Below are 23,697 nucleotides of genomic sequence, written 5' to 3'. Positions count from 1 at the left end.
AGTAAAAGTACCTAAAGTATTCCCATAAGTCCATTACCCCATTCAAAATAGGTGCTAGTATTATTTGTATCTAACTCTATGGAAGGTGTACCTGTTTTAACTTGTATATTTCTAGCGCTTGAAGTAGTTTCAAAAATCTCATTATCCTTACCCCAATGAGCATAGTAAATATTTTGCATAGCATTACTACATTTACTGATTGTGTAATTCTCAGTAATTGTAACAAAATCATTATTTGCTAAATTTACATTGGGCACCTTATATACCGTCTTTCCATTGATGGTCATTGATGTAAGTTTGGTATTGTTATGCCAAAAACCATTTCCTGTTACATCGGTAGGGTAATCTACAGAAAAATAGACATCTTTTGCCTTACCATTACCCGTGTTGCGAATGGTAAAAGTTCTGGTATGGGTTCCTATATCTTCTGAACCCGCTGCTCCAGTAAACTGTACGGCAAGCGTTGGGCGTTGCAGCTGGTATTTTGTGTCATTGTGTTTAGCAGGTGTACTTGCACCATCTATTTTTAAAACAGCAGTGTCTAAAAAGCCTTCACCAAAATCGGGGTTAGACAAAATAGCCTTAGTAACTTTACGTTTGAAACTTACAGTTACTACAGCTCCAGCACCGCTAATTGTAAATACGGGCTTATTAGCAGGTGAGCCCGTTTTCCACGTAACAGTACCTCCAGTAGCCGTTAGCCCTTGAGCATATTCAATACCAGCGGGTAGTGTTACCTCCAGCTCCCCACTTGTTTTGCCTGCCGGCATATTGAAAGTAATTGTTACTACTCCTGCTGAAAAATCAGCAGAGTCAGCAATGTGTATAGGGCTTTCGGTAAGAACGCTTACTACCTGCCCTTTAACCATTCCCGTAAATAGCAAAAGGAAAAGTGTACAACACTTTACCCATTGTTTTTTTAATGATTGCATTTTTTTAAATTTAAGTTAAATCTATAAAAGCCATTGTTTTTGGCTAAAAAATAAACATTTTATCGGCAAAAGTACTGCTAAAAAATGATGCAACAAAAAACATTAGGAAATTTTAACAATTAAGGTATTAAGGGATTGTTAATTGTAATATCAGTTAGTAGTGAGAAAACTTGTGTAGATAATTAGTAAATATGTTAGTTATATAAAATTCCTGCTTGTAAGCTCAGCCTACAAGCAGGAATATCTGCTAATTTAAAGGTTATTTTTTTAATCGCTTAAAAACAAAGCGAGTGATAAAAAGCCCTGTAGAATCGTCTTTACCTGAATTACTTTCTACACCACTGCTAACAAAGGCGAGTTCCCATCCCTCTTCACTCATTGCATTGAGTTTGGAAGTGATAAGGGCATCGTTGGCAGCGATATTTTGAAAACGAATCCCCCCGATATTAAAGAAGTTCAGCAACTTGGTTTCGTCAAAACCTTTTACACGAATCTCATCACGGTCGCTTTTGTTACGTTCATCCCCTTCTTCTGAACGGGTGGTGGTGAAATCCTTGTAATTGCGCTCATCGTTAGTTGAGATCAAACGAGAACGACCGACTCCATAAGGTACGACTGATTCTACAGCAGTTACGACTTTAAATTCGTAGGTTTGTGCTGTAGCTACAAAGCCCACAAGGGCTAAACAGAATAAAAAAATCTTTTTCATTGGATTTGAATTTGATGATTTAGGGGCAAAGATACGAAAATAATTAGCAAATTAGCTAATTTCCTAATTTCTCAATAACTTCATACGTTCTACCGATAGGGATTTCGGTATCCCCTATATATACAAACTGGTGGGTGTAGGAACTAATGTGTTGTATATTCACTACATAACTCTTATTGACGCGTACAAATACCGACTCAGGAAGCTGGCTATGTATGTTTTTCAGATTAATCCACGTGATGTAGCGGTCGGTGAAGGTATGGATAATCACATAATCTTTTAGTGCTTCTATATAGAGGATATCGCTGTGTGCAATGCGATAGTTGCGCCGGTTCGCACGAATGCTGATATATTGAGCATCGGTCGCTTCTAAGTCGGTTTTTTGCTCAGAGAGCAACTGGTGATAACTCTCGGCTTTGGCAATAGCTTTTTTGAAACGCTCAGGGGTGATGGGCTTTACCAAATAATCAAGGGCATCTACCTCATAACTCTCTAAAGCATACTGACTGTAGGCTGTGGTGAAGATAACGAGTGTTTGCTCGGGTAGGATTTTAGCCAGTTCCAAACCATTGATTCCTGGCATCTCGATGTCTAAGAAGAGCAAATGCACTTCGTTCTTTTTCAAGAAGTCGGTAACACCTACCGCATTCTTAAAAGTGCCTACTACCTTTAAGTTGCTGTATTGCCTAATGAGGCGCTCCATCCCGATACGCGCCAAAGGTTCGTCGTCTATAATCAAACAATTCATAAGGGCAAAGTTAAGGTTACTATATATTCTTGTGGCAAACGCTCTTGCGACAAGCTAAAACGCTCACCATAGAGCAATTCCAATCGCCGATTTAGGTTGGGTAAACCTATTCCACTACACTTGTGTTTGCGATGAGGCTCTAAAGGTACCGAATTGCGTACTGAAAAGTGCAGAAGTCCTTCTTTTTCCTCACATTTCATATAAATATAAGTAGGGGAGAGGGTGTCAACGCTGTGTTTTACAGCGTTTTCTGCTAAGATAAGCAGAATATTAGGGGGAATTTGTATGCCTTGTACGTTCTTTTCGCTGTAAGTAAGCTCATAAGTAAAATCATCGCGACGCATTGCTTCCAAAGAGAGATAATCGTTTAAAAAACGCAGTTCCGAACTGAGAAAAACCTGTTCTTCGTGCGTTTGATAGAGCAAATGTCGCAAGAAATCGGATAGTTTTGTGATGGTATAAGAGGCTTTTTCAGGGTCGATATACAACAACGTGTTGATGCTGTTGAGCATATTGAACAAAAAGTGCGGTTGTATTTGGCTTCTTAGGGCTTGCAGTTCACTTTCGGTGGCTTGTCGCTCCAATTCTTGCATTCTTTCGCTATCTTTTACCCATACTTGAAAGATTTTGATAAGCGTAGAAGTCATTATAAAGGGTACTATATATACCATACTAGAAAAAATTGCTACAGAAACAGGAATTTCTGATGCTATTTTGATTTCTTTCCCAATCATATAGTCTTTCCATAGTACAAAATTGAGATAATAGGTAGAGCCCAACATAAAAAGTACCCATAGCGTAAGGAGGATGATATAGGTAGCGAGCTTCCCTTTGAAGAAAAAGCGCGGAATGAGCACATACATATTTAGGTAAAAAGTAGCAGTAATCCCCAGCCATTTCTCTATCCAATCCCAATAATCTATCATTCCTTCGTAATCACCCCATTGTCTGCCCAGTATGAAAAATAGCAATAATGAGCTACAAGCCACAATATGCCGATAGATACGAAATCTATCGGCAATAAGGAACTGCAAGAAGAAATTATTCTTTAAAAATATGTATGGATTTTCATTCATTAACCATTAATCATTATTCATTAAAATCTGTATCCTACTCCTATAAGGATAGAGCGTGTGCGCAAATAGTCACTACTGTGGCGAGGATCTTTGGTGAGGAGATTGGCTAATCCTAAATAGAAATTGGTTTCTATAAAGAGTTTTTCGTTGAAGTTGTATTCCAAACCGAAGAGCGCCCCATAGTCAAATTTTTCAATATCCTTTCTGGTTAATGAACGGTATTTGTTTTCAAAAGAAGTAACCCCAGGTATATAACTCACATAGCCTCCTACTTTAGGACGTAACCCACTGATATCGTATTTGATAGCCAGAGGCACATCAATTCTGTGAAGCATTGTTTTTCCCTTTCCTATAGTGGAATAATTGGTATACATTGCCCCAAGATCTAACAATAATTTCTCAGAAGCAGGGATTTCAACAAAGAAACCACCATAAGAAGAGGTGCTAAAAGGCTCTTTGTCCGTTTTGTTTTGTCCTTCATATCGGTCGTCGTGAACATCTTTGCTCATCAATCCAATTCCAGCACCCGCATGGACGCCAAATTTTACTTGTGCTGTAGCCGTAGCGGTGAGTGCTATTAAGGCTATAATTGTAATAATTTTTTTCATTTTTTATATGTGTTTATTAGTGATGAGAAACTCCGAGAAGCTCAGGGCTTTCAGGGAATCTCCGATTGTTAATTATTCATTGTTTATTGTTCATTAAAATCTGTATCCCACTCCTAAGGTATAAGAAACGTTCAAAAAGTTATTGTTACTGCTTATGTTAAGGTTTCTCACAGAGGAATTAGAGGAATTAAGTGCGTTGACCAATCCTTGATTGAAACGAATATCAATAAGGAAATGGTCGGTTACATTAAATTCAGCTCCTACCACTGCTCCAAAATCAAATTTAGCAAAATCACTTCTGTCGAGTTTTACAGTACGACCGTTGAAAGTGTTTTCAAGAGAAGGTTTGTTTACCAAAATACCCCCTTGAACTCCTGCCAAAATACCTAAATTACCTATTTTAAGGCGCGCCAAGATAGGTAGGTTGATATATTGCGTATGAAGGGTGTTGGAATATTTCTCATTTCCTTGTGTAAATTCCCATTTTGCTCCATAACTACTGAAAAGTAGTTCAGTGCGCAAGTCGAGGAAAGGAAGCAACTGAGAATCACTAAAAATACCTACGTAATACCCTGCTTTGTATTTTACATTGGTATAATTGGCTTCTGTTTTTCCATTGTATCCGGTGATGCTTCCTCCACCACGAATACCAAAACCCATACTTTCATTTTGTGCTGTAGCTGTAGCAGTGAGTGCTATCAAGGCTACAAAGGTAATAATTTTTTTCATTTTTTTATATATTTATTAGTTATGAGAAACTCCGAGAAGCTCAGGGCTTTCAGGGAATCTCAAATTCATTTACTTAATAATTGTTGATTGTTAATTATTCATTGTTCATTGTTAATTGAATCTGTATCCTACTCCTATAAGAATAGAGCGTGTGCGCAAATAGTCACTACTGTGGCGAGGGTCTTCTTTTAGGAGATTGGCTATTCCTAAGTTGAAATTGGCTTCTATAAAAAATCTATCAAAGAAGTTGTATTCCAAACCAAAAGTAGCTCCATAGTCGAATTTTTTAAGGTCGTTTTTAGTAAGCGAACGATGCTCATCTTCAAAAGAAGTTACCGCAGGGATATAGCTGGCGTAGAGCCCTACTTTAGGACGGAAGCCCGAAATATCGTATTTCACTGCAATAGGCAAATTGATATTGTGCAACATAGTACTTCCTTCGCCTATGGTTACTTGATTGATATAGATGAGTCCTACATCAAAGAGTAATTTTTCAGAAGCGGGTATTTCAGCGGTAAGTCCTGCATAAGCCGACCCACAACTACTCGCTGATTCACTATGAGCTTGGTTTTCATAACGGTCGGTGTGAATACTTTTACTCACGGGGCTCAAAGTATAGCCTCCACGCACTCCAAATTTCACTTGTGCTGTAGCCGTAGCAGTGAATGCTATTAAGGCTGTTAAGATAATAATTCTTTTCATTTGTTTTTATTTGTTTATTAGTTATGAGAAACTCCGAGAAGCTCAGGGCTTTCAGGGAATCTCTAATTGTTAATTATTAGTTGTTAATTGTTCATTATCTAATTATGACTCTTGAGTTGTGAGAAACTCTGAGAAGCTCAGGGCTTTCAGGGAATCTCTAATTCACTTACTTAATAATTGTTCATTGTTAATTATTTAATTGTGACTCCGGCAGCAAAGTATAACGCAGGCAGAAATACACTTGAGCGCGCACTGCCGTCTTCATTTTTAGCTTCTGAGGCAAACATAGCACTGAGTTTGCGCTCTCTATAACGCCCTGAACGGATAAAACTTCCTCCTACAGTAAGTGGAATACTCACGTGTTTACCTATCTTGAACTCAGGTTGCAATCCTACAACAAAAGTCTGCTGACTGAATATTTCCTTTTCTCCATTGCGCCTGAGGTAAGCGGAATAACCTCCCATATTAGCTATTAATTTAAAGTCGAGGTTTTCGCGGTAGTTATACCCTAAGGTAACTTTTAGCCCATCAATACTCCCCACTTCAATAGTAAATTTATCGCTAAAAGCACCGTTGTATTTAAAATAAAATGCAGGAAATACCATAGGATACCCAAAAGTATTATTCAGCGCCACCCCACCACCTATTTCGATATTAGGTCGCCAGTGCCATACAAGCACAAAAGCGCCATTAGCTACCACATTTTCACCTATATGAATAGACGAAAGTCGATTTTCGGGGGTATAACTTCCCGCACCGAGTGCCATTAGCATAGACCAACGTTCTTTTAGCGGACGTAAATGCAGGAATGTAGCCCCAAGGTTCATCACCTGCGAGGGAAGTTCTTTGCCAATAGGGAAGTTGTGGTTGTTCATCTTTACAAAAGAACCACTGAGCGATACGCCCCACAGGGTAGGTCGCTGGTAAAGGTCGTCTTCCTCAGGGGCTTTCATCGAAAGGGGTACCAAAGCTCCTACCGAATAAATCATCGCTGAGCCGTCGCCTATATTGCTATCACTTACCGCATCGTAGAATTTGGAATTGCTGATGTATTCCGTTTTCACGCTAATTTGCGCAAAAGAATTCACTCCCAAAAAGAGGGTTATAAAGGTAAATATTTCTTTCACTGTAATGAAGATTAAAGTATTACAGCGGCAAAAGTATAGAGAAAAGGGGTTATAAGAAGAATAAAAAGGTGTTTTCTATACCAAAAGCAGGAATTGCTATACTAAGTGTTTTTCTATAATAGCTCTCAGTTCTACAAGATCGAGGTATTTTGTGTAATCAAAATGTTTTTTAGCGTATTTGTAGTAGTTTTCTATTGAAAAGTTAGGTAGTTCTTTAGTGAGAGCTTTAGCAAAATCTTTTCCTTGATAATAGACTAAAAACTTCAGTTCATCAAAGAATGATTCTGCCTCAAATAGGGTTAAGAATTCTTGTAGGGTAGCTTCAAAGATTTCTTTTGTCCATTGTTGATTACTTTTGTTAAGTATATTTTCAATCAGTTGCCAAGCTTCACCTCTACAAGTTTCTAAATCTAATGCATTAGGCAAAGTACCACTTCCTGTTACCCAAGTAGTGTTGAAACTATTATTAAAGCGTAATTTTCCTAAGGTATGCCTTACAGCTTGATAGTATTTCAGTTTTTTGGCTACTTTTATAAAGAGTGCTTTTACAGCTTCTTCTGTATCGAGTTTGTAGTTGTTTTTTTGTTCTTGGAGAAAGTGAAAGAATGTACTCACATCCAATAGATAGTTTTCAATGGTAGTACGATAGCTGTAATAGGTTTTTCTATCAATAATAAGTTTTTCTTCTTCAGGGATAGGTTGATCAAAATCTCTGTCTCTAAAAAGAAGATAGAAATAGGAACGCACATTGCCGTTTTTCTCTTGGTATTCCATAATAGCATTGGCACCATATTTACTACCAATGGGTTTGATAGTGATGAGTCGCCCTTCAATTACTTTTTCAAGAATGTCAAAGTCGTGGCTACCTCTTTTTCCTTCGCAGTATAGGTTGATGATTTTCATTAGTTAAGCTTGATAATTTGGTTCTCCTCAAACATTGTGGTAACATAATCAGAATGTGAGGTGAGTATAAATTGGTTGTTGTGTCCTAATTTAGGCAAAGCGCGAATAAAAGCCTGTTGTAGAGGAGCGTGCAGGTGCAATTCTATTTCATCAATAATAACGATAGAATTGTTGATGTTGTATCTTGCAAAATCCATCAAGATAGGAAAAATAGCGCGCTCACCAGCCGACATTTCAGAGAGTTCATAGTCGTTTTTGCCATCGTTTAAAAAGAAATCGGGAGCAGTACTTTTTTCATAAATATCAAAACGAGGGGTAGCGCCTACAAATTTTCTATCTGTAAAAACCTTACCATATAGTTCTGATATTTTTTGGTAAAAATCAAATTCCCCTGCTTTTAGTGTTCTCCGTCCCTCAGTTATGGCTATATGAAAACTATAAGCATTAGCTAAAAAAGAACGAATAGCATCTAACTGAGAGACTTCTCCTTCAAACATATTGTTTACACTATAAGAAGTACGCTGTTCTGTATACCAATAGATATTACCTACTCCTTCAAAAAGTTTATTTTTATCAATCTCAAAAGAAGTGAGTTGTTTAGCGTATTGATGCCCAAAGAATTGAAAAAGATTTCCCCCTCCCTTACCTCTAACAATAGGTTTCTTTTTTTCATAGTCAAAAAAGACATTAATCATTTTATTTTTGTTAGGAAAAACTATTTTCTTGCCATATTTATCTATTCTCTTAGCATAAAGAAGTGTTTTTTCTAATTCTTCTTCTGAAAAGTCAATAGTAGCCTCTACCTTTAAAGGCATACGTCCTCCGCTTTGTATAAAACGGTATTCAAAACCACTCCAATCAATATCTTCTACACTAAAGTGATCACGTGTAAGGGGGGCTATCATCATTACAATAGCTTGTAGCAGAGAGGTTTTTCCTGTACCATTATTTCCTACAATCAGGGTCAGATCATTTATCTCACCATCTTTGTGAAAAAAAATAGTCTTTTGTTCTACAAAACGTTTGTAATTGCGAAGAGTTATCTCTTTTATTTTCATATTCTTTTTACTATTGAACTTAGAGAAGGCAAAGATAGAAATAATTTACCGATTTGCCAATTTACTATAACTCAAAAATTTTATTTAAAGCAAAGGTAAAAGTTCCTTTACGGAAGTTGTATATAGCTGATAATATTTTTTCAGCTAATATTTCGGTAGGCATAGGGCGGTAACGTTTTAAAATACCTAATTTGTTTAAAAATTTGAAGGCTTTTACTGTGAAATTCTCAATACCTCTATCACTGTTAGAACGGATGAGTATAGAGGGTTGGAAGATGAGTAAGCACGAGAAATCAAGTGCTTTTATGGCGTCTTCCAACTGTCCTTTCATACGGTTGTAGAACAGTTTAGATTGCGCTGTAGCTCCTGCTGCCGAGATGAGCACAAAGGTAGGTACTCCGTTATTCTTGCAATGCTCAGCAAAAGCGTACTGATAGTCATAATCCACCCGCCATTGAGCATCTTTACTATCTGCCACAGCTAAGGTAGTGCCTAAACAAGAGAAAGCTACATCGCCGTGCAACAAATCTGCCCACGCCTCGGGAGTCTCAAAATTCACTACATGAGCGTATAGCTTGGGGTGGGTGATGCTCATAGGTTTACGTACAAAGCAATGCACCTCGCTATAAGTGTCGTCGGCTAAAAGTTGTGTTACTAAATCTTTTCCGGTAGCGCCCGTAGCGCCAATAATAAGTCCTTTCATAAGAATTAATTTATTAGTGCAAAGATACAAAAAAATACTTATCAATTATGATTAAAAAATATTTTTTACTATTTTTGCCGCCTCATAACTTATAAACTATGGTACAATATTTCCCTTACTTATTACTTTTGATGGTGGCTATTATGCTACTGATAATGTTTGCAAACCGGCTCAAGGTAGCGTACCCTATTCTTTTGGTGTTAGGAGGATTGGCAATTAGCTTTATTCCCAATGTCCCAACCATTACACTGAATCCCGATTTGGTACTTATCATTTTCTTACCGCCTCTTCTGTATGCCGATGTTTTTTCGCTATCGCTGAAAGAGATGTGGAAATGGCGCCGCATTATCTTTAGCTTTGCCTTTATAGTAGTTTTTATTACGGCTGCTGCGGTGGCGTGGGTAGCCAATATGGTATTCCCTGGGTTTTCGTTGGCGTTAGGTTTCCTTTTGGGGGGCGTGATAGGCTCTACCGATGCGGTGAGTGCTTCAACGATTATGAAGTTTGTAAAGGTGCCTAAACGCATTTCAACCATCATAGAAAGCGAGAGTTTGCTAAACGATGCTTCTTCACTAATAGTTTTTAGGTTTGCCGCTTTGGTAGTAACTACCGGTCAGCTGGTGTGGACGGATATGGCACTGAATTTCCTTTGGGTAGTTATTGGCGGAACGCTTATAGGCTTGGGAGTAGCGTGGGTGATGCGTAAACTACACAAGTATCTTCCTACCGATGCTAATATGGATGTTATCCTTACCTTTATTGTTCCTTATATAATGTATATTGTAGCTAACGAGGTAGGGGCGTCCGGAGTGTTGGCAGTAGTGGCTGGAGGTATGTATATGTCGTTCCACCTTACTAGTATTCTTGCTGCCTCCACAAGCAACAAAGGGTGGGCGGTATGGGATATTTTAGGTTTTGTACTGAACGGACTTGCCTTTATGCTGATAGGACTTGCTTTGCCTGAAGTGCTGATAGGTATAGAAGCCGAAGGTATGAGTCTTGCTACAGCTACAAATTATGGGTTGCTCATCACAGGGGTAGTAGTAGGGGTACGACTGCTATCGTCATACGGGGCTTTACTCATTACTCAAGTAATGAAACACTTTATCACAGTAGCCGACAGGCGGAACCTTGGCTTTCGGTTACCTTTGGTACTTGGTTGGGCAGGAATGCGCGGGGTGCTTTCACTCGCGGTAGCCCTTTCTATTCCTCTAACTTTAGAGAACGGTGAGCCTTTTCCGCATCGCAGCCTGATTCTCTACATTACTTTTATAGTGATATTGGCAACCCTACTCGTACAAGGGCTTAGTTTGCCAGCGCTTATTCGATGGGCTAAATTCCCTGATTATGAAGACCATATTCCTGAAGCTGAAGCCGAAAGTCTTATTCGTAAATCATTAGCGCAAGCGGCTTTAGATTATATGCAAAAGCATTACAAAGAAGGAATAAACGATAGTCTTCTATTACAGAATCAGAAAGATATATGGCAATACCAACTCGATTTGTCGAAGAGCAATACTACTACTCCTGAAGAGCGAAAGAAATACATTGCTATTTTGCATCATCAGCGGGAGATACTACGACAACTGAATAAGAACCCACGTATTGATGAGGAGCAAATACGCAATTTCCACCGGCAGTTGAATTTAGAAGAAGAAAAATGGGAAGAGTGAATTATAAGAATATTTTTTGAATATCATTATTCATAATTTTCTATATCAGCATTAGGGTTGTACATTTCGATAAGGCTTGCAAAGTAAGGATAAACACTATTATACACCTCAAATTTGGTAGTTTCGGGCGATTGAATCTCTACCAAAAAGCTGCCTCCCCTTGCATAGTGATAACCTACTTTTTCTACTTTTTTAGGGTCGATATTCTTGATTTTGAAGGGAGTAAATAAATAGAGTTGCTCACAACAAAGTACAAATGTAGGGGCGTGTTTGTAGTGAAAAGATAAGGAAGATTGTATTTGCCATAAGAACTGAAACTCCTCTTCGCTCATCTGTTCTATGAGTTTTTGTAGTTTTAAGGCTCTTTGTTTTCCTCGGTAAAGAATGAAGAAAAAGAATGATAATATTAAAACTATTACCGAAAAAAAGGGTTGTAGATAATATCGGCGAGTTTTCTGTGATTTATAATTGTATGAATTACAATTAAGATTGTTAGCACTATCACCGATAGTACTATTGTAGTGGTAGCTACACGTTTTGCGTGTTTTTGTACACCTTCAATATAGTTTAGTTTGTTAGAAGAAAGCATTTTAAAGTAAGAAATGAAAGGTTAAAAAATGGAAAATAAATTCACGCCACAAAAGTATATCATTTTTTTGAATTATGCAAGTGTGATGCAAAAGAAATGATTAGCTGAATATAGAAAGCCATTCTTTGATATCTTCAGAATTGTTAAGCGACAAGGCTCTTTCTATATCGGTATCGTCGGGGGGCATTAGTTCTACGTTGATATACACTTGTTCTCGTGGTTGGTTGAGGGCAAAAATACCCGTCTCGTCAAGTTTTTTCATCGCATATACCATAGCAGCAAGTCGGAGGTTGTATTCCTCGTTCCATTGCTCCTCATTGTTGTAATCTATAAGAGAGTCGCGCTGCTCAAACAACTGCTTTACCTGCTGAAAATATTCCTCATAACCAAAAGCGTAATAGGGGCTATCGGCAAATGAGTATTTATAGTATGGTATTTCCTCTTGGGGGATAGCATTTTCATTTACGAATCGCTCTAAGGCTTCCACCGACCACGCCGCAATACAAGGGGGAAGTGCCTCCCCCGTAGTGAGTAACACACAATAGTAATAATGCTCTCCGTTTTCAAAGAGCTTTAAAAATGCTTTTTGAGTAGCCTCAAAAATAGCACCGCCTAATGGTTGTAGTTCGGGGGTCATTTTGTTTTTAAATTTTATCCTTTCAATTTGTCCCAATCTTTTTTAGGGTTAAGGAGTTCGGTGGAACGATACAAGAGTGAGCCTTCGTCATTTTCGTCGTAATCATCTATATAAAAGGCAAAAAGAAGTAAGCCGTTTTCCTCGCGATTGCCAAAAAGCCCTTCTTTATCACACTCGGCAAGGGCATTGAGCAGACAATCCTCAAAGTCCTTACGCAAAGCATTGTATTGTTCTTCTTCATCGTCACCTTCTAAAGCCTGTACTAAGAGATAAATTTCTTTGTACAAATGACTTTGGTTGTCGAGCCAGTTGTCGGCATTTTCTTGTACAGGTACATAAGAACCATTGTAGTCCTCTTCACATTCGCCACTCCATATAGCGTCTAATATAGTAGCATTGGGGTCATAAGCCTTAATAGCTTCCCGACTGATAGCGGCATCACCAACGGCAAAAAAATCGTCTACTAAGAATAGATAATAAGCCTCTAAATGAGCTCCTTTACTATCGGCTTTGGCTTTGATGTGAGAAAATGAGTAACGAAAATGTTCTTTCGCCAACTGTTGAATGTGGTTTTTTTGTTCTTGAGTCATTTTATTTTTAGTTTTAAAATAGGATTATACTTTCTTGAAAAAGAATTCTTCTTCATCACCTACTACTATTACAAAGTCATCGGTGGAGGGAATGCCTAGTGATGCGCATTCTTCTTTCAGGCGTTTGGCACAAGCGACTAATAGCTTCGTGGCAGCACTGCTCTTTTCTTGCATTTCGGTTTCTTGATTGAAAAGGTCGAAGAGGGTAGCGTCTTCTTCATTGGGTTCTATATCTATAATATGAGCATATTCGGCAGTGTTCCAAAGATATCTATCAACTCTTTCCCCGTAAGTCTCGTTCCATTTTTGTCTGTCACTTTCAAGTCCGAAGCCTATTCTTGTAGGTAGTATGTTTTGGTAGTCAAACGATAGGTTGATACAATACAAGGGCTCTTTTATGGGATATGCCTTAATGGTAGGCACCAATAGTGCATAGTAGCGTTCCATAGCTTTTTCCGAAAGGGCTTTATAACTGATTTTCTTATCCTTCTTCTGATAATATACATAGCCGGTTTCGCTGGTAATACTATTGAGTTTCCCCGACATATCATAGGTATAGAGGAGCGTATTATCAATATAATCTATTCCTTTTTTCTCTTGGCGGATGAGTTTGTTCCCCTCGTAATACATAGTCCTTTCACTCCAAGTATTATTATCGAAAGCGGAGTAGATTGATTGCAAGAGTTCGTCCTTATAGATGAATATTTTAGTACTTATACATTTTTTCTTAGAGGCAAAATCAAAGTGATAACTGATAATTTGGTTTTCCTCACGGAAATAAAACTCTTCGTAATAATCGCCTTCACATCCAATATAAGAGTGTGCTACAATTATCTCATCTTTTTCATTCACGCCATATTGATACTTATTGTCAGTGTCTTTTGGAGCTTCTTTTAGGATTTTAGACTTTGGAAAACGGTTTTGTTCAAAGTAAAAAGGCTCTAAAGAAAAGAGTCCCACGCCTCCCGCTGCCCAAAACCAACGCACTACCTGCGCCTCTATTTGCGCTTTCAATGCTGGGTAATTCGCTTGGACTTGGTCATAGAGTTTTCTTGCTTATTCGTTCATAGAGTTTCTGTATTACTTTATCTTATTGACTTTTTTATACAAATCCTTAAGCAGGGCGATATAACTTTGGGTTTCGGCTAAAAGTGCCCATTGTTCAAAAATATGATTCTTTTAGATTTTTTTAATTTTCAAAATTACACTTTCTTCAAAAAAGATTCTTCTTCATCACTTACCACTACTACAAAGTCATCGGTGGAGGGAATGCTCAATGATGCCCATTCTTCTTTGAGGCGTTTGGCACAAGCGACTAATAGCTTCGTGGCTGCACTGCTCTTTTCTTGCATCTCGGTTTCTTGATTGAAAAGGTCAAAGAGGGCAGCGTCTTCTTCGTTGGGTTCTATATCTATAGTATGAGCATATTCGGCAGTGTTCCAAAGGTAGTGTTTTGCCTCTTTGCCATACTTTTGGTATTCTTGTCTTTCGCTTTCAGTACCAAAGCCTATTCTTGTAGGCAGTATGTTTTGGTAGTCAAACGATAGGTTGATACAATACAAAGGCTCTTTTACAGGATATGCCTTAATGGTAGGTAGTAATAGGGCATAGTAGCGTTCTGCAGCTTTTTCAGAGAGGGCTTTATAGCTGATTTTCTTATCCTTCTTCTGATAATATACATAGCCGGTTTCGTTGGTAATACTATTGAGTTTCCCTAACATATCATAGGTATAGAGAAGGGTATTATCAATGGGGTTTGAATAATAATCTAATCCTTTAGTTTTGCGTCGTATGAGTTTATTCCCCTCATAATACATTGTCTCTTCCAAATAATGTTCTTCAAAAGCACTATAGATATATTGAAGTAATCCATCTTTATAAATAAAAACCTTTACATTGTCACACTCCTTTTCCTCAGAGTACTCAAAACGATAACTGATAATTTGGTTTTCTTTACGGAAATAGAAAGTTTCATAACACTGTCCTTTAAACTCAGTATAACTGCGTTCGACGATAATCTCATCGTTGGCATTCACGCCATATTGATACTTATTGTCGGAATCTTCTGGAGCATCTTTAAGAATTTTAGACTTCGAGAAACGGTTTTGTTCAAAATAAAAAGGCTCTAAAGAAAAGTATCCTACGCCTCCTGCTGCCCAAAACCAACGCACTACCTGCGCCTCTATTTGGGCTTTTAACTTTGGGTAATCCGCTTGGGCTTGGTCGTAAAGTTTTCTTGCTTGTTCGTTCATAGAGTTTTATTTGTAAAATGATTAAGGGTTATTAAGTTTTTTCCAGTCTTCAAGGGCTTGTTTGTTTGCCCGATGTTCTGATAGAGGATAGATAAGATCTTCTTCCTTTACCTTTTTAAGTCGGGTAAGGTACATTTTTTCATATTTTGCCATTAGTTTCTCGTCACCTTTTTGCTTGTATATTTCTTTGAGGTAGAAAAAAGGTTCCCAATCCTTATTAGCTACAGTATATTTGCCTGCCTCTACCGCCTTAAGCAACTCTTCTTCGGCTTCGTCTGTACGCCCCAAATGGAATAGAGCGCCCCCTAAAGCAGTACCATAGTAGGCTTTTCGTTTTTCATTAATCCACCCATCGCTATTTCTGTTGAGCGCTTTTTCGAGCCAAGGAATAGCTTCTTCCCATTTAGCTTGATGAAGATACATATTCCCATAGTTATAGAAGATATAGTTTAGAGTAGTATACTCATTTTCAGTTATGTATTTTAGGGCTTTAGCAGCCATAGCTTCCGCTTTGTCATACTGGGCAACATCTGCCAATAAGCCAAAGTAATCCCCAAAAAACATAGCCCTATCAAAAGTATCCGAGAGTTCTGTCTCTACCTTTGGGCAGAGCGTTTCATAGATAGCCAAAGCCTCTTCATATTGGTTGGCTCTTTTTAGAGATTTAGCAGTGTCCCATTGTTTGATTATTGGGTTCATATTATTTTTATTTAATATTTAGCGGTATAATAGCTCCTACTGAAAGGCGGAATTTACCCGTGTCAAAAGGATAGTTGTCACTCATTTTACCCCAAGGAAATGCGTAGCCTGCTTTTACATAGAAAATAAAAATTTGTATACCTGCTTCGGGGGCAAAGTAATAAGGAGATAAATTCAGTTGAGGGCGCAAGAGCAAGACTGGAATATCAACAAAGCCTCCACGCTCATTATCTGCTCTTATCCACGCCGAGAGTTGCGCTTCGGGGATAGCAACTAATCCGTTTTCCGAACGGAAGTTGCCCGCCAATCCCGCAAATAGTGCCAACTTATTGCTGTCATAATAGTTGAAATGCACTCCTAACTGTCCGTAGCTACTACCTTGTTTGAGGTAACTCGCATCTATAATCAGGGTTTTGTCTTTCGAGGTTTGCGCTACAGCAGGGATTGTTGCCCATACACATAGCAGTAAAAAAAGTTTTTTCATTTTAATTATTGTATTTTTTAAGTATATTACTCACTATCAAAGCTATTAAATAAGCTATCACCAAACACGTATCCCCTACAATTGCTAATGGAAACAAGAGGATTGTCCTTAGCATACTCCCAAAGGTCTTTTGGCGTTTCTCTAAAAGGTGTAGGGTAATGAATATGTTCAAATTCATAGTGTATTATGTGTTTTTGCTAATCCTTTTTCACATCCATACGATAGCTGCGGTGGCAGGCTACACAGTTGCCGAGTAGGGCAGTTACTTGTTGTTGTGTAACTTTAGGGTCGAAGTTCTTTTCGGCGCTATTGGCAATGCTATCGAATTTAGCGTGCGTGTCGAAGCCTATAGTTTTGAATCCCATAGGGATAGAAGCTATGAGTCCTGCAGGAGCGTGATGTGCTACCGAACCTCCTGAACTACGTGCTGCTTCCACTATCAGTGAGGAATCGTTTTGCTCAATTCCCATATTGATTTGATGTAAGGTTTCTACGAAATTGCGCATTTCGCTCATCACAAAATCACGGTTAGGCTGACTTACCACAATACTTATACGTGAGTCGCCTTCAATTACTTGGGTATTTCCTACAAATAATTTGCGTACCAATACTACATTGGCAGCGAGTGATAGCACCAAAAGAGCTATAAAACTCATCTTTTTCATACGTTATTTTAATTTGTTGATTTACTAATATTAGGGCAAAGATAGTAATAATTAGCAAATTAGCAAATTAAGGGATTCGCAAATTTTAATTTGTAGTGAGTCCGCCATCAACGGCGAGCACAGTGCCTGTAATCCACGAAGCATTGTCGCTGGCTAAGAATACACAAGCTTTGGCTATATCTTCAGGTGTGCCAATGTGTTGCAACGGGTAGATTTCCTTTACCATAGCCTCAAAAGCCGCTTGTTTTTCGGGAGTAAGAGCATAAAAAAATACTCCTCATCAAAGAACTCCTTGATGAGGGGTATACATTAGATGCTTCGGTAGAGAAAGTAAAGAAGCGTATGGCGATGATAGAGGAAACGCTCACCAAAATGAGTCAATTAGTTACTGTCTAAAAATATCCTCAGTTGATACATAGAGTTCAGGAAATTTAACTGATTGAACTATATCGCCTTCTACAATAGGAGGGAGGGCGCGGTATTTGCCCTCCAAATTTTATTTGTTAACTCTCTGATAAAACCGTACCCAGTCTACATACATTCTTATTGGCTTGGTAAAAGGTTTTACTTCACCTACCCAACTACCGCCTAATTGCATATCGATACGCAACATATAGGGGCGAGTAAAAGGAAATTGCCCTTCACTCTCTTTTTCAGGCACGCGGGCATAACTGAAAGTTTGTTTGCCATTTACATAAAAACGCACCTCATCGGTGTCGAGTTCTACGGCATAAATGTTGTAATCATCGGGGTTGATAGGGGCAGTAGCGGTGCTTGGGGGAGTACGCTTAGATTTGTCTTTTTTGCCCTCTTGGGTGTAAGTGGAATGTACTGTATGGTGTACAAAAGGCTCGTAGTTGAGTCGCTCTACGATGTCTATCTCACCACCCGTAGGCCAAGGTGCATCGGGTACCATCCAGAGAGAGGGCCAAGCGCCTTGATGAGCTTCGAGCTTGCAACGGATTTCTAAACGCCCGTTTTGAAAATATTTCTTTCCTTGGCTAGTTATTCCTCCCGTAATGTAAGGCGTTTTGTGCTTGGTAGGGTCAGTTCTGGGCTTGCCCAAGAGAATAAGATTGCCATCCTTTATCTCAAACAGACTGGGGTCGTGATTCATTGTTTTGCACCAATCGGCAGTGGAAGTAGGGCATCCCCATATTTTAGACCATATACCGGTAGCGAAAATATCATCGCGGTTGAACTCGTCGTGCCAAACTAAATTCCATCCCTCTTTTTCTATGTCAGAAGAGTCATCTTCATTTTGTTCTTGAGAACAGCCTACAATGATGCTCCAAATGCATAAAATAATAAAAGTTTTTCTCATAATATTGTATTGTTTCTAAGTTATTCTAAATGCAAAGGTAGTGATAATTCGATAATTAGCAAATTAGTAAATTAGCGAATTTGCATATTAGGCAATTAAGTATTACTTTTGTGGCATTAAAATATTAATAATGTAATTATGAGAAAAGTACTTTTAATGGGAGTGTTAGCTTCCTTTATGTTAGCGAGCTGTGGTACAGCTAAATCACCAGAGATGATACGCTTGGAAAAACAACAACAAGCCTTGAAACTCAATACCGAGCTCAACGAATTGGAAATGAAACTCACACAAGAGCAAACCAATAATCAGTCGTTGCAAACTGAGGCTGCACAGGCTAATGAAGAAGCTACTGATCGCACGGATGCTTTTAGTGATGCGAGTTCGGCTTCGGCAAGTGCTAAAAGAGCGGACAAAGCTCAAAAGGCATTGCGCAAAGCTCAAAAGGCTAACAAGAATTTAGCCAAAAGTAATCGCCGTATTGAGAAATTGCAAAAAGACATCACTAAATTGCAAGAAAAGATAACTGAACTAAATGCTGAAGTAGAATTTAGCAAATAGATGCAAGTTAGATGTTTTATTAAAAAATCCTTGTATGGTATTACCACACAAGGATTTTTATTTATTGCTTGTCGTGCTACGATCTAATTACCATATTGTAGTATCATCTCTACAAAAGCAGGGTCTCGGTGAGAAGCGAAAAGCGTTTGTTGGGTGTCGAGAGTGGCTATTTGGCTCATATCCTCTGCTGAGAGTTGGAAGTCAAATACATTAAAGTTCTGTTCCATACGCTCTTTGCGCACCGACTTAGGAATGCAGATAATATCGCGTTGCAAGAGATAACGCAAAGCTACTTGGGCAGCAGTTTTGTGATACTTTTCTCCAATAGCATTAAGAGTAGGATTGGCAAAGAAATCATTTTTACCTTCGGCAAAAGGTCCCCACGACATTAGTTTGGTGTCGTATTTTTTCATTAGATCTTGGAGGTCTTGCTGTTGATAGAATACGTGCGTTTCCATTTGGTTTACAGCAGGTTTTATCTCGCAGTGGTATGTCAAATCGAGGTATCTATCGGCATAGAAGTTGCTCACCCCAATAGCGCGCACTTTGCCTTCTTTGTAGGCTTCTTCCATAGCGCGATAAGAGCCGTAATAATCGCCAAAAGGTTGGTGAACGAGTAGCAAATCAATATAATCCGTTTGTAGTTTGCGCAAAGAGGTTTCGATAGAGGCTTTAGCTTTTTCGTAGCCTGCATTGCTTACCCACACTTTGGTAACGATAAAGAACTCTTTGCGGTCGATACCACTTTTCTTAATAGCATTGCCTACACCCTCTTCATTGTGATAGATTTGGGCAGTGTCAATCATTTGGTAGCCTACCGCGATAGCATCGCTTACGCAACGTTCACATTCTTCGGGGTTTACTTGGTATACACCATAGCCCAATAGGGGCATTTGTACCCCGTTGTTTAACTCAATGTTTTTCATTTGTAATTCTTATTTTTAGTTTTTTTGATTTTATTTCCAAATAGATTTTTAGTAATACTCCCTCATAGTTCTTATGTCCAAGTACCCCTCTTTACCGTTTTTGATAATCTTATAGAATGAAGAAGTTTGAGGTGTTATTTTTTCATATACCACTTTTTTCTGCTGGGGGTATATACCTATTTTATGATCTTTGTAGATGTAGATAAGTCCATCCTTTTGTTGTTCTATATTGTCATAAATAATGGGGAGTAGCTCATCTCCTAATAGATATACATCAGGATATACACGCAGCATACGCTTATAAAAAGGACTTCCTTCCAGCTCTATCTCTATATAGTCGCCCCCTTCCAACTTCTCTTGGTAGGTGTAGCCAAAAAGTCCATACTTATTGCCTTGTTGTACTCGTATAAGCTCAGGGTGGGGATAGATAGTGCCCGTAAAAGAGTCATTCTCGTCCCATACAATACGATGTTTACCATTGACAAACGAAAGAGTTTCCTCAGCACCTCTATCCGAGAGATAATGCTCCTTCTTAGCTTCATACTCAGAAGCAAAACCTCCAGAACTATAAAGTATATAGTATGGGTATTCTCTCTTATTAGGGTCTTTTTCCAATGAATAGCTCTTCTCATGCACTGTACCACAGAGGGAATAAACGATTTTAGGAAACGCCTCTATTCGCTCTCCACTTATCTGGTAATAGCCTGCTCCCTCTCTATTAAGCATCTCTATCCCATCTCGGTAGAAATAGACACTTTGCATCCCTTTGAATTTCTTTTTTTGTAAATAACTGTCGTAGAGTACATACTTACGCCCTCTTTTGCCTATTATGCCAAATTCGTTATAATAGATCGTATCATATCTACCCGAAAGTACTTTTTGCTTATAGATATTAATAAGTTCATAGCGCTTGCCTTTAGGACGAAGTAACATATATTCTTTTGGCTTATAATTTATGAAATCATCTTTATAAGATGAAGGATATTGAGTTACCATAAGTTTTGTCGTCTCTCTGTCGTTCAAGAATAGGGTTTTATCCTTCAAAGGTACTATAAATCCTTCTATATAACTATTATCACTCAAGAGGTATATATTCCTACCCTTTCCCAAGTTGATAGCACGCAGTGAATAATAATCCCTATCTTGATAAGGGTCTTTTTCTTCTATATCTATATCACATAGTAATGCCAATTGTGGGTTAAGTATCTTGAGAATTGTTTGGGTATTCTTGTCATAGATAGGCGGAAGTGTCTTAAAGGTTTTTCCTACAAAATCCTTTAGAGTAGTACGTTGAATATCTTTGAGATAGATAATTTTCTTCTCTCCTCTTTTTATATCCTTCAGAGTCTCCCAATCCTCCTTATCATTATAAGTCAACTTAAGATCGTAGAGTTCTTGCTTATAATCTGCTTTTTCATCTTCCTCGTAGTCAAGATCCAGCTCTAAGAACTTATCTTTCCCTTTTTGCCAATAAAAATAGAGATCTCCCTCAGTATTATAGGCAAGGACATCTATATGGCGGAAGCTGGTTTCTGTCTGTGCTTGCCCCCATAAGGCAAACAACAAAGTTGCGATAAAGGTCAATTGTTTCAACATAATATTCCATTTTACACCCCGCAAAGATACGAATAATTAGTTAATAAATCAATTATTTGTTTGTACAAACATAGAGTTTTTATTTACAGCGTGTTGTGTTACGACCTTATGGCTTCAATTATATTATCTACTTGTAGTTTTTCGAGGATATTTTGGCGGTGGCGGTTTACGGTATGTATGCTGATGTTCAGTTTTTCGGAGATTTCTTTGCTGAACATTCCTTCTTTGGCAAGGGCGAGTATCTCTCTTTCGCGCGGAGTGAGCAGGACATCGGTAGCACTTTCGATAACAAAAGGTACTACTTCATCGGTAAGACAGTTTTTTATCTGAAAACGCACTGAAGTGTTTGCCGATTGCTCGGGAGCGAGGTCTATCATACCCATAGCCAAAAAATTATCGTCTTTGAATGCCAATATACGCATTTGGTAAATCATTCGTACATATTTCCCTCTATCCAAGACTCTCATTTCATAGATGTATTTGTAAGTGAGCTTTTCTTCCTTGGGGAGTGTGTCTAAAAACTCCCATACTTTTTTATCAATTCTTCTTACCACCTCTAAATCATCAGGATGTACCAATTTCTCAATATTGAGCTCTTGAGATGCTTCAATATATTCGGTTACATAATAGTAATGCCCGAATTTATCCGATAGAAAAACGGCAAAACTCCCTGCTTGTTCTAAGATTTTTAAGTGTGGAATGTATTCCTGTGCTATTTCCTCTATGCTTTTATCGGTTGTCATTTCAAAATGGTTATTATTCAGTATTGTGTAGTGATGCGCACCGCCGTAATTTTGCGCCAAAGATAATCAAATATTTTTAAAAGATGAAGCATCAAGCACGAACCATTAGGAATTTATGTATTTTTATTTTCGTAGCCCTCAGTTGTGGCTGGGTGGGCGTATGGGTAGATTCGCTTACGGGTGAAACGACAGGCGATTTCAGCGATACTAATAATGGTACTAGCGGAATGGGTATTTTTATAGTGGCTCCCCTGCTTACTTGGCTCTTGTTGCGCGCCTTTATGGGCGATGGTTGGAGCGATGCAGGGTTGCGTCCGCTTATCAAGAAAAACCTGCGTTGGTATGGAGTGGCAACCCTTATTTACCCTGCGGTGATTGCCATTACCCTGCTTATAGGCGAGTTGTTAGGCTGGCTGGACGTGCAAATCCGGTGGACGGACTATTTTGCGGGCTTTGGTATTTTTGTAGTAGCCGAATTTGTAAAGAATTTCTTTGAAGAATCGTCGTGGCGGGGGTATCTTACGGCTCGTTTGCTCAGTTTGAAAATTAAAGACGTGTGGCTCTATCTCATTGTGGGGGTAGTGTGGTGTTCGTGGCATTTGCCTTACTTTTTCTACTTCCTAAAACCTGAACAGCTATTTGCGGTATTCCCTTATGATAAGGTTACTTTTTGCGTAATGGCATTAGTGTGCTGCACCTCGTGGACAGTGATGTATACCGAACTTTTCCGCCTTACAAAGTCGATATGGGCTGGGGTGTGGATGCACGCTATTGAGGATACGACTATCAACAGCCTGATATACGACAAGCATATTTTTATAGAAGCGGGTAGAGAGATACTCATTTCGCCAGTTTCGGGGATTATCCCTTGTCTGTTGTATCTCGGTGTAGGTTTATGGCTGAGGAAGTTACGAATGACGAGAGACGAATGACGAGAGACGAGTTACGAGAGACGAATGACGAGAGACGAATGACGAGAGACGAGTTACGAAAACTCCCCGTGATGCAAGCTACATAGGCAGTTTGCATTACGGGGAGTTGTTTATTGTCTATCTATTACAACCTAATTAACGAATTTCCACTACTTCTTCCAGTGGAAGTCTCTTCTTAGGAGTCTTACTTGGGTGGTTGCCATCGGCTTCACTGTGATAGCCTACTGCTACAGCAAGTACCGCTTTACAGCCTTTTACTTGCAATTTTTCAGTGTAATAAGCCGTATCAATTCCTTCCATAGGGGTGGCATCGATACCCTCTGCTCCACAAGCGGCTACAAAGAAACCTGTTGCCAAATACACTTGTTTTTGAAACCACGCCTTCGCTTTTTCATCATCACCAGCTTTTACACTTTCGTAATAATCTACTACAGGTTGTGGCTGATTGGCTTTGAAATGGTTTTCAAAAGCGGCTGTATCATCATAAGCGAAAAACACGATGAGGTGACTAGCCTCTTTTATCTTCTGTTCGTTGAAGAATGAATGCGCTGCCAAGTCGGCTTTGAGGGCTTCATCACCTATGATAGCAAATTTCCAAGGCTGACTATTTACTGAAGAAGGAGATAAGCGGAGAATTTCTGCCAATTCTTTGATTTTAGCTTCACTTATCTTCTCATTGCGATATGCTTTGGCAGCATATCTCTTTTGTGCGATTTCTAAAAAATTCATATTTT

Annotated in this window: 28 protein-coding genes and 2 pseudogenes; 4 read left to right on the top strand and 26 right to left on the bottom strand. The window is 38.7% G+C overall.

All coding sequences use genetic code 11. The features are described from left to right. Window positions 1-11 precede the first annotated feature (11 nt). From DR017_RS14330 to DR017_RS07170, 11 genes are all read right to left on the bottom strand, one after another. Window positions 12-932 (bottom strand): hypothetical protein, encoded by a 921-nt coding sequence (locus tag DR017_RS14330; RefSeq protein ID WP_002679277.1) that lies wholly within the window; start codon window positions 930-932, stop codon window positions 12-14. Window positions 933-1,191: 259 nt separating this feature from the next. After that, the gene (locus DR017_RS07215) at window positions 1,192-1,641 is read right to left on the bottom strand and encodes a hypothetical protein (RefSeq protein ID WP_002679376.1); all 450 of its coding nucleotides are present in this window, start codon (window positions 1,639-1,641) and stop codon (window positions 1,192-1,194) included. 55 nt (window positions 1,642-1,696) lie between these two features. Further along, the gene (locus DR017_RS07210) at window positions 1,697-2,389 is read right to left on the bottom strand and encodes a LytR/AlgR family response regulator transcription factor (RefSeq protein ID WP_002679378.1); all 693 of its coding nucleotides are present in this window, start codon (window positions 2,387-2,389) and stop codon (window positions 1,697-1,699) included. Beyond that, a complete protein-coding gene (locus DR017_RS07205) occupies window positions 2,386-3,465 on the bottom strand; it encodes a sensor histidine kinase (protein ID WP_002679482.1) in 1,080 nt (359 codons plus the stop codon). Before DR017_RS07205 ends, DR017_RS07210 begins: the two co-directional genes overlap by 4 nt. 20 nt (window positions 3,466-3,485) lie before the next feature. Next, the gene (locus DR017_RS07200) at window positions 3,486-4,073 is read right to left on the bottom strand and encodes an outer membrane beta-barrel protein (RefSeq protein WP_002679409.1); all 588 of its coding nucleotides are present in this window, start codon (window positions 4,071-4,073) and stop codon (window positions 3,486-3,488) included. 93 nt (window positions 4,074-4,166) lie between these two features. Continuing rightward, complete coding sequence (locus DR017_RS07195) at window positions 4,167-4,802, bottom strand: porin family protein (protein WP_002679268.1); 636 nt, start codon at window positions 4,800-4,802, stop codon at window positions 4,167-4,169. Window positions 4,803-4,913: 111 nt separating this feature from the next. Next, window positions 4,914-5,504, bottom strand: a complete 591-nt coding sequence (locus DR017_RS07190; protein ID WP_002679260.1) for a porin family protein — start codon at window positions 5,502-5,504, stop codon at window positions 4,914-4,916. A gap of 191 nt (window positions 5,505-5,695) precedes the next feature. Then, window positions 5,696-6,631: a DUF6268 family outer membrane beta-barrel protein gene (locus DR017_RS07185; protein ID WP_002679282.1), complete on the bottom strand. Its 936-nt coding sequence runs from the start codon at window positions 6,629-6,631 to the stop codon at window positions 5,696-5,698. A gap of 96 nt (window positions 6,632-6,727) precedes the next feature. After that, window positions 6,728-7,534, bottom strand: coding sequence for a hypothetical protein (locus DR017_RS07180; protein ID WP_002679253.1), 807 nt, complete (start codon window positions 7,532-7,534; stop codon window positions 6,728-6,730). Beyond that, window positions 7,534-8,592, bottom strand: a complete 1,059-nt coding sequence (locus DR017_RS07175; protein WP_002679382.1) for an AAA family ATPase — start codon at window positions 8,590-8,592, stop codon at window positions 7,534-7,536. Before DR017_RS07175 ends, DR017_RS07180 begins: the two co-directional genes overlap by 1 nt. A gap of 64 nt (window positions 8,593-8,656) precedes the next feature. After that, a complete protein-coding gene (locus DR017_RS07170) occupies window positions 8,657-9,295 on the bottom strand; it encodes an NAD(P)H-binding protein (RefSeq protein ID WP_002679239.1) in 639 nt (212 codons plus the stop codon). A gap of 98 nt (window positions 9,296-9,393) precedes the next feature. Here DR017_RS07170 and DR017_RS07165 point away from each other — a divergent pair, with 98 nt between their 5' ends. Continuing rightward, window positions 9,394-10,968, top strand: coding sequence for a Na+/H+ antiporter (locus DR017_RS07165; RefSeq protein ID WP_002679439.1), 1,575 nt, complete (start codon window positions 9,394-9,396; stop codon window positions 10,966-10,968). Between the two features lie 26 nt (window positions 10,969-10,994). Here the strand turns inward: DR017_RS07165 and DR017_RS07160 are convergent, their stop codons facing one another. The 10 genes and pseudogenes from DR017_RS07160 to DR017_RS07120 form a co-directional block, all read right to left on the bottom strand. Beyond that, the gene (locus DR017_RS07160; RefSeq protein ID WP_002679381.1) at window positions 10,995-11,300 is read right to left on the bottom strand and encodes a hypothetical protein; all 306 of its coding nucleotides are present in this window, start codon (window positions 11,298-11,300) and stop codon (window positions 10,995-10,997) included. A gap of 357 nt (window positions 11,301-11,657) precedes the next feature. Beyond that, the gene (locus tag DR017_RS07155; protein WP_002679384.1) at window positions 11,658-12,194 is read right to left on the bottom strand and encodes a DUF4303 domain-containing protein; all 537 of its coding nucleotides are present in this window, start codon (window positions 12,192-12,194) and stop codon (window positions 11,658-11,660) included. A 14-nt stretch (window positions 12,195-12,208) separates the two neighbouring features. Further along, window positions 12,209-12,784 (bottom strand): DUF4303 domain-containing protein, encoded by a 576-nt coding sequence (locus DR017_RS07150; RefSeq protein ID WP_002679511.1) that lies wholly within the window; start codon window positions 12,782-12,784, stop codon window positions 12,209-12,211. Between the two features lie 24 nt (window positions 12,785-12,808). Further along, a complete protein-coding gene (locus tag DR017_RS07145; protein ID WP_002679311.1) occupies window positions 12,809-13,798 on the bottom strand; it encodes a hypothetical protein in 990 nt (329 codons plus the stop codon). A gap of 188 nt (window positions 13,799-13,986) precedes the next feature. Continuing rightward, window positions 13,987-15,036, bottom strand: coding sequence for a hypothetical protein (locus DR017_RS07140; protein ID WP_002679433.1), 1,050 nt, complete (start codon window positions 15,034-15,036; stop codon window positions 13,987-13,989). Between the two features lie 21 nt (window positions 15,037-15,057). Beyond that, a complete protein-coding gene (locus tag DR017_RS07135; protein WP_002679518.1) occupies window positions 15,058-15,735 on the bottom strand; it encodes a tetratricopeptide repeat protein in 678 nt (225 codons plus the stop codon). Window positions 15,736-15,742: 7 nt separating this feature from the next. Continuing rightward, window positions 15,743-16,219 (bottom strand): hypothetical protein, encoded by a 477-nt coding sequence (locus DR017_RS07130; RefSeq protein WP_002679377.1) that lies wholly within the window; start codon window positions 16,217-16,219, stop codon window positions 15,743-15,745. Between the two features lies 1 nt (window position 16,220). Continuing rightward, window positions 16,221-16,397: a hypothetical protein gene (locus DR017_RS14180; RefSeq protein ID WP_002679446.1), complete on the bottom strand. Its 177-nt coding sequence runs from the start codon at window positions 16,395-16,397 to the stop codon at window positions 16,221-16,223. Between the two features lie 19 nt (window positions 16,398-16,416). Next, entirely contained in the window at window positions 16,417-16,884 is a 468-nt protein-coding gene (locus tag DR017_RS07125) for a hypothetical protein (RefSeq protein ID WP_002679273.1), read from the bottom strand. An 85-nt stretch (window positions 16,885-16,969) separates the two neighbouring features. Continuing rightward, window positions 16,970-17,146: pseudogene (locus tag DR017_RS07120) on the bottom strand (SDR family oxidoreductase); the annotation flags it as partial. 2 nt (window positions 17,147-17,148) lie between these two features. On the opposite strand from DR017_RS07120, the pseudogene DR017_RS14325 reads away from it, so the two are divergent. Beyond that, window positions 17,149-17,280: pseudogene (locus DR017_RS14325) on the top strand (MerR family transcriptional regulator); the annotation flags it as partial. 100 nt (window positions 17,281-17,380) lie between these two features. Here the strand turns inward: DR017_RS14325 and DR017_RS07105 are convergent. Beyond that, window positions 17,381-18,208, bottom strand: coding sequence for a glycoside hydrolase family 16 protein (locus DR017_RS07105; RefSeq protein WP_002679254.1), 828 nt, complete (start codon window positions 18,206-18,208; stop codon window positions 17,381-17,383). Between the two features lie 138 nt (window positions 18,209-18,346). Here DR017_RS07105 and DR017_RS07100 point away from each other — a divergent pair, with 138 nt between their 5' ends. Then, window positions 18,347-18,766, top strand: coding sequence for a hypothetical protein (locus DR017_RS07100; RefSeq protein WP_002679514.1), 420 nt, complete (start codon window positions 18,347-18,349; stop codon window positions 18,764-18,766). Window positions 18,767-18,849: 83 nt separating this feature from the next. Here the strand turns inward: DR017_RS07100 and DR017_RS07095 are convergent, their stop codons facing one another. The 3 genes from DR017_RS07095 to DR017_RS07085 all read right to left on the bottom strand — a co-directional run bounded on the left by DR017_RS07095 (window position 18,850) and on the right by DR017_RS07085 (window position 22,031). Next, the gene (locus DR017_RS07095) at window positions 18,850-19,692 is read right to left on the bottom strand and encodes an aldo/keto reductase (protein ID WP_002679333.1); all 843 of its coding nucleotides are present in this window, start codon (window positions 19,690-19,692) and stop codon (window positions 18,850-18,852) included. Between the two features lie 48 nt (window positions 19,693-19,740). Next, the gene (locus DR017_RS07090) at window positions 19,741-21,288 is read right to left on the bottom strand and encodes a hypothetical protein (RefSeq protein ID WP_002679414.1); all 1,548 of its coding nucleotides are present in this window, start codon (window positions 21,286-21,288) and stop codon (window positions 19,741-19,743) included. 98 nt (window positions 21,289-21,386) lie between these two features. Continuing rightward, complete coding sequence (locus DR017_RS07085) at window positions 21,387-22,031, bottom strand: response regulator transcription factor (protein WP_002679294.1); 645 nt, start codon at window positions 22,029-22,031, stop codon at window positions 21,387-21,389. Window positions 22,032-22,114: 83 nt separating this feature from the next. On the opposite strand from DR017_RS07085, the gene DR017_RS07080 reads away from it, so the two are divergent. Further along, a complete protein-coding gene (locus tag DR017_RS07080) occupies window positions 22,115-22,963 on the top strand; it encodes a CPBP family intramembrane glutamic endopeptidase (protein ID WP_002679431.1) in 849 nt (282 codons plus the stop codon). Window positions 22,964-23,098: 135 nt separating this feature from the next. On the opposite strand, the gene DR017_RS07075 is transcribed toward DR017_RS07080, so the two are convergent. Next, window positions 23,099-23,692: a nitroreductase family protein gene (locus tag DR017_RS07075; protein ID WP_002679529.1), complete on the bottom strand. Its 594-nt coding sequence runs from the start codon at window positions 23,690-23,692 to the stop codon at window positions 23,099-23,101. Between the last annotated feature and the right edge of the window lie 5 nt (window positions 23,693-23,697).

The organism is Capnocytophaga sputigena (assembly GCF_900446695.1).
GTDB lineage: Bacteria > Bacteroidota > Bacteroidia > Flavobacteriales > Flavobacteriaceae > Capnocytophaga > Capnocytophaga sputigena.
This window is presented reverse-complemented; position numbering and strand designations above follow the sequence as displayed.

Coding starts and splice junctions, on each gene's coding strand:
- DR017_RS07140 (WP_002679433.1), bottom strand. CDS start 15,036: ATGAACGAACAAGCAAGAAAACTTTACGACCAAGCCCAAGCGGATTAC.
- DR017_RS07130 (WP_002679377.1), bottom strand. CDS start 16,219: ATGAAAAAACTTTTTTTACTGCTATGTGTATGGGCAACAATCCCTGCT.
- DR017_RS14180 (WP_002679446.1), bottom strand. CDS start 16,397: ATGAATTTGAACATATTCATTACCCTACACCTTTTAGAGAAACGCCAA.
- DR017_RS07075 (WP_002679529.1), bottom strand. CDS start 23,692: ATGAATTTTTTAGAAATCGCACAAAAGAGATATGCTGCCAAAGCATAT.
- DR017_RS07100 (WP_002679514.1), top strand. CDS start 18,347: ATGAGAAAAGTACTTTTAATGGGAGTGTTAGCTTCCTTTATGTTAGCG.
- DR017_RS07085 (WP_002679294.1), bottom strand. CDS start 22,031: ATGACAACCGATAAAAGCATAGAGGAAATAGCACAGGAATACATTCCA.
- DR017_RS07125 (WP_002679273.1), bottom strand. CDS start 16,884: ATGAAAAAGATGAGTTTTATAGCTCTTTTGGTGCTATCACTCGCTGCC.
- DR017_RS07210 (WP_002679378.1), bottom strand. CDS start 2,389: ATGAATTGTTTGATTATAGACGACGAACCTTTGGCGCGTATCGGGATG.
- DR017_RS07165 (WP_002679439.1), top strand. CDS start 9,394: ATGGTACAATATTTCCCTTACTTATTACTTTTGATGGTGGCTATTATG.
- DR017_RS07155 (WP_002679384.1), bottom strand. CDS start 12,194: ATGACCCCCGAACTACAACCATTAGGCGGTGCTATTTTTGAGGCTACT.
- DR017_RS07190 (WP_002679260.1), bottom strand. CDS start 5,504: ATGAAAAGAATTATTATCTTAACAGCCTTAATAGCATTCACTGCTACG.
- DR017_RS07200 (WP_002679409.1), bottom strand. CDS start 4,073: ATGAAAAAAATTATTACAATTATAGCCTTAATAGCACTCACCGCTACG.
- DR017_RS07180 (WP_002679253.1), bottom strand. CDS start 7,534: ATGAAAATCATCAACCTATACTGCGAAGGAAAAAGAGGTAGCCACGAC.
- DR017_RS07175 (WP_002679382.1), bottom strand. CDS start 8,592: ATGAAAATAAAAGAGATAACTCTTCGCAATTACAAACGTTTTGTAGAA.
- DR017_RS07205 (WP_002679482.1), bottom strand. CDS start 3,465: ATGAATGAAAATCCATACATATTTTTAAAGAATAATTTCTTCTTGCAG.
- DR017_RS07160 (WP_002679381.1), bottom strand. CDS start 11,300: ATGAGCGAAGAGGAGTTTCAGTTCTTATGGCAAATACAATCTTCCTTA.
- DR017_RS07150 (WP_002679511.1), bottom strand. CDS start 12,784: ATGACTCAAGAACAAAAAAACCACATTCAACAGTTGGCGAAAGAACAT.
- DR017_RS07215 (WP_002679376.1), bottom strand. CDS start 1,641: ATGAAAAAGATTTTTTTATTCTGTTTAGCCCTTGTGGGCTTTGTAGCT.
- DR017_RS07090 (WP_002679414.1), bottom strand. CDS start 21,288: ATGTTGAAACAATTGACCTTTATCGCAACTTTGTTGTTTGCCTTATGG.
- DR017_RS07095 (WP_002679333.1), bottom strand. CDS start 19,692: ATGAAAAACATTGAGTTAAACAACGGGGTACAAATGCCCCTATTGGGC.
- DR017_RS07080 (WP_002679431.1), top strand. CDS start 22,115: ATGAAGCATCAAGCACGAACCATTAGGAATTTATGTATTTTTATTTTC.
- DR017_RS07170 (WP_002679239.1), bottom strand. CDS start 9,295: ATGAAAGGACTTATTATTGGCGCTACGGGCGCTACCGGAAAAGATTTA.
- DR017_RS07195 (WP_002679268.1), bottom strand. CDS start 4,802: ATGAAAAAAATTATTACCTTTGTAGCCTTGATAGCACTCACTGCTACA.
- DR017_RS07105 (WP_002679254.1), bottom strand. CDS start 18,208: ATGAGAAAAACTTTTATTATTTTATGCATTTGGAGCATCATTGTAGGC.
- DR017_RS07135 (WP_002679518.1), bottom strand. CDS start 15,735: ATGAACCCAATAATCAAACAATGGGACACTGCTAAATCTCTAAAAAGA.
- DR017_RS14330 (WP_002679277.1), bottom strand. CDS start 932: ATGCAATCATTAAAAAAACAATGGGTAAAGTGTTGTACACTTTTCCTT.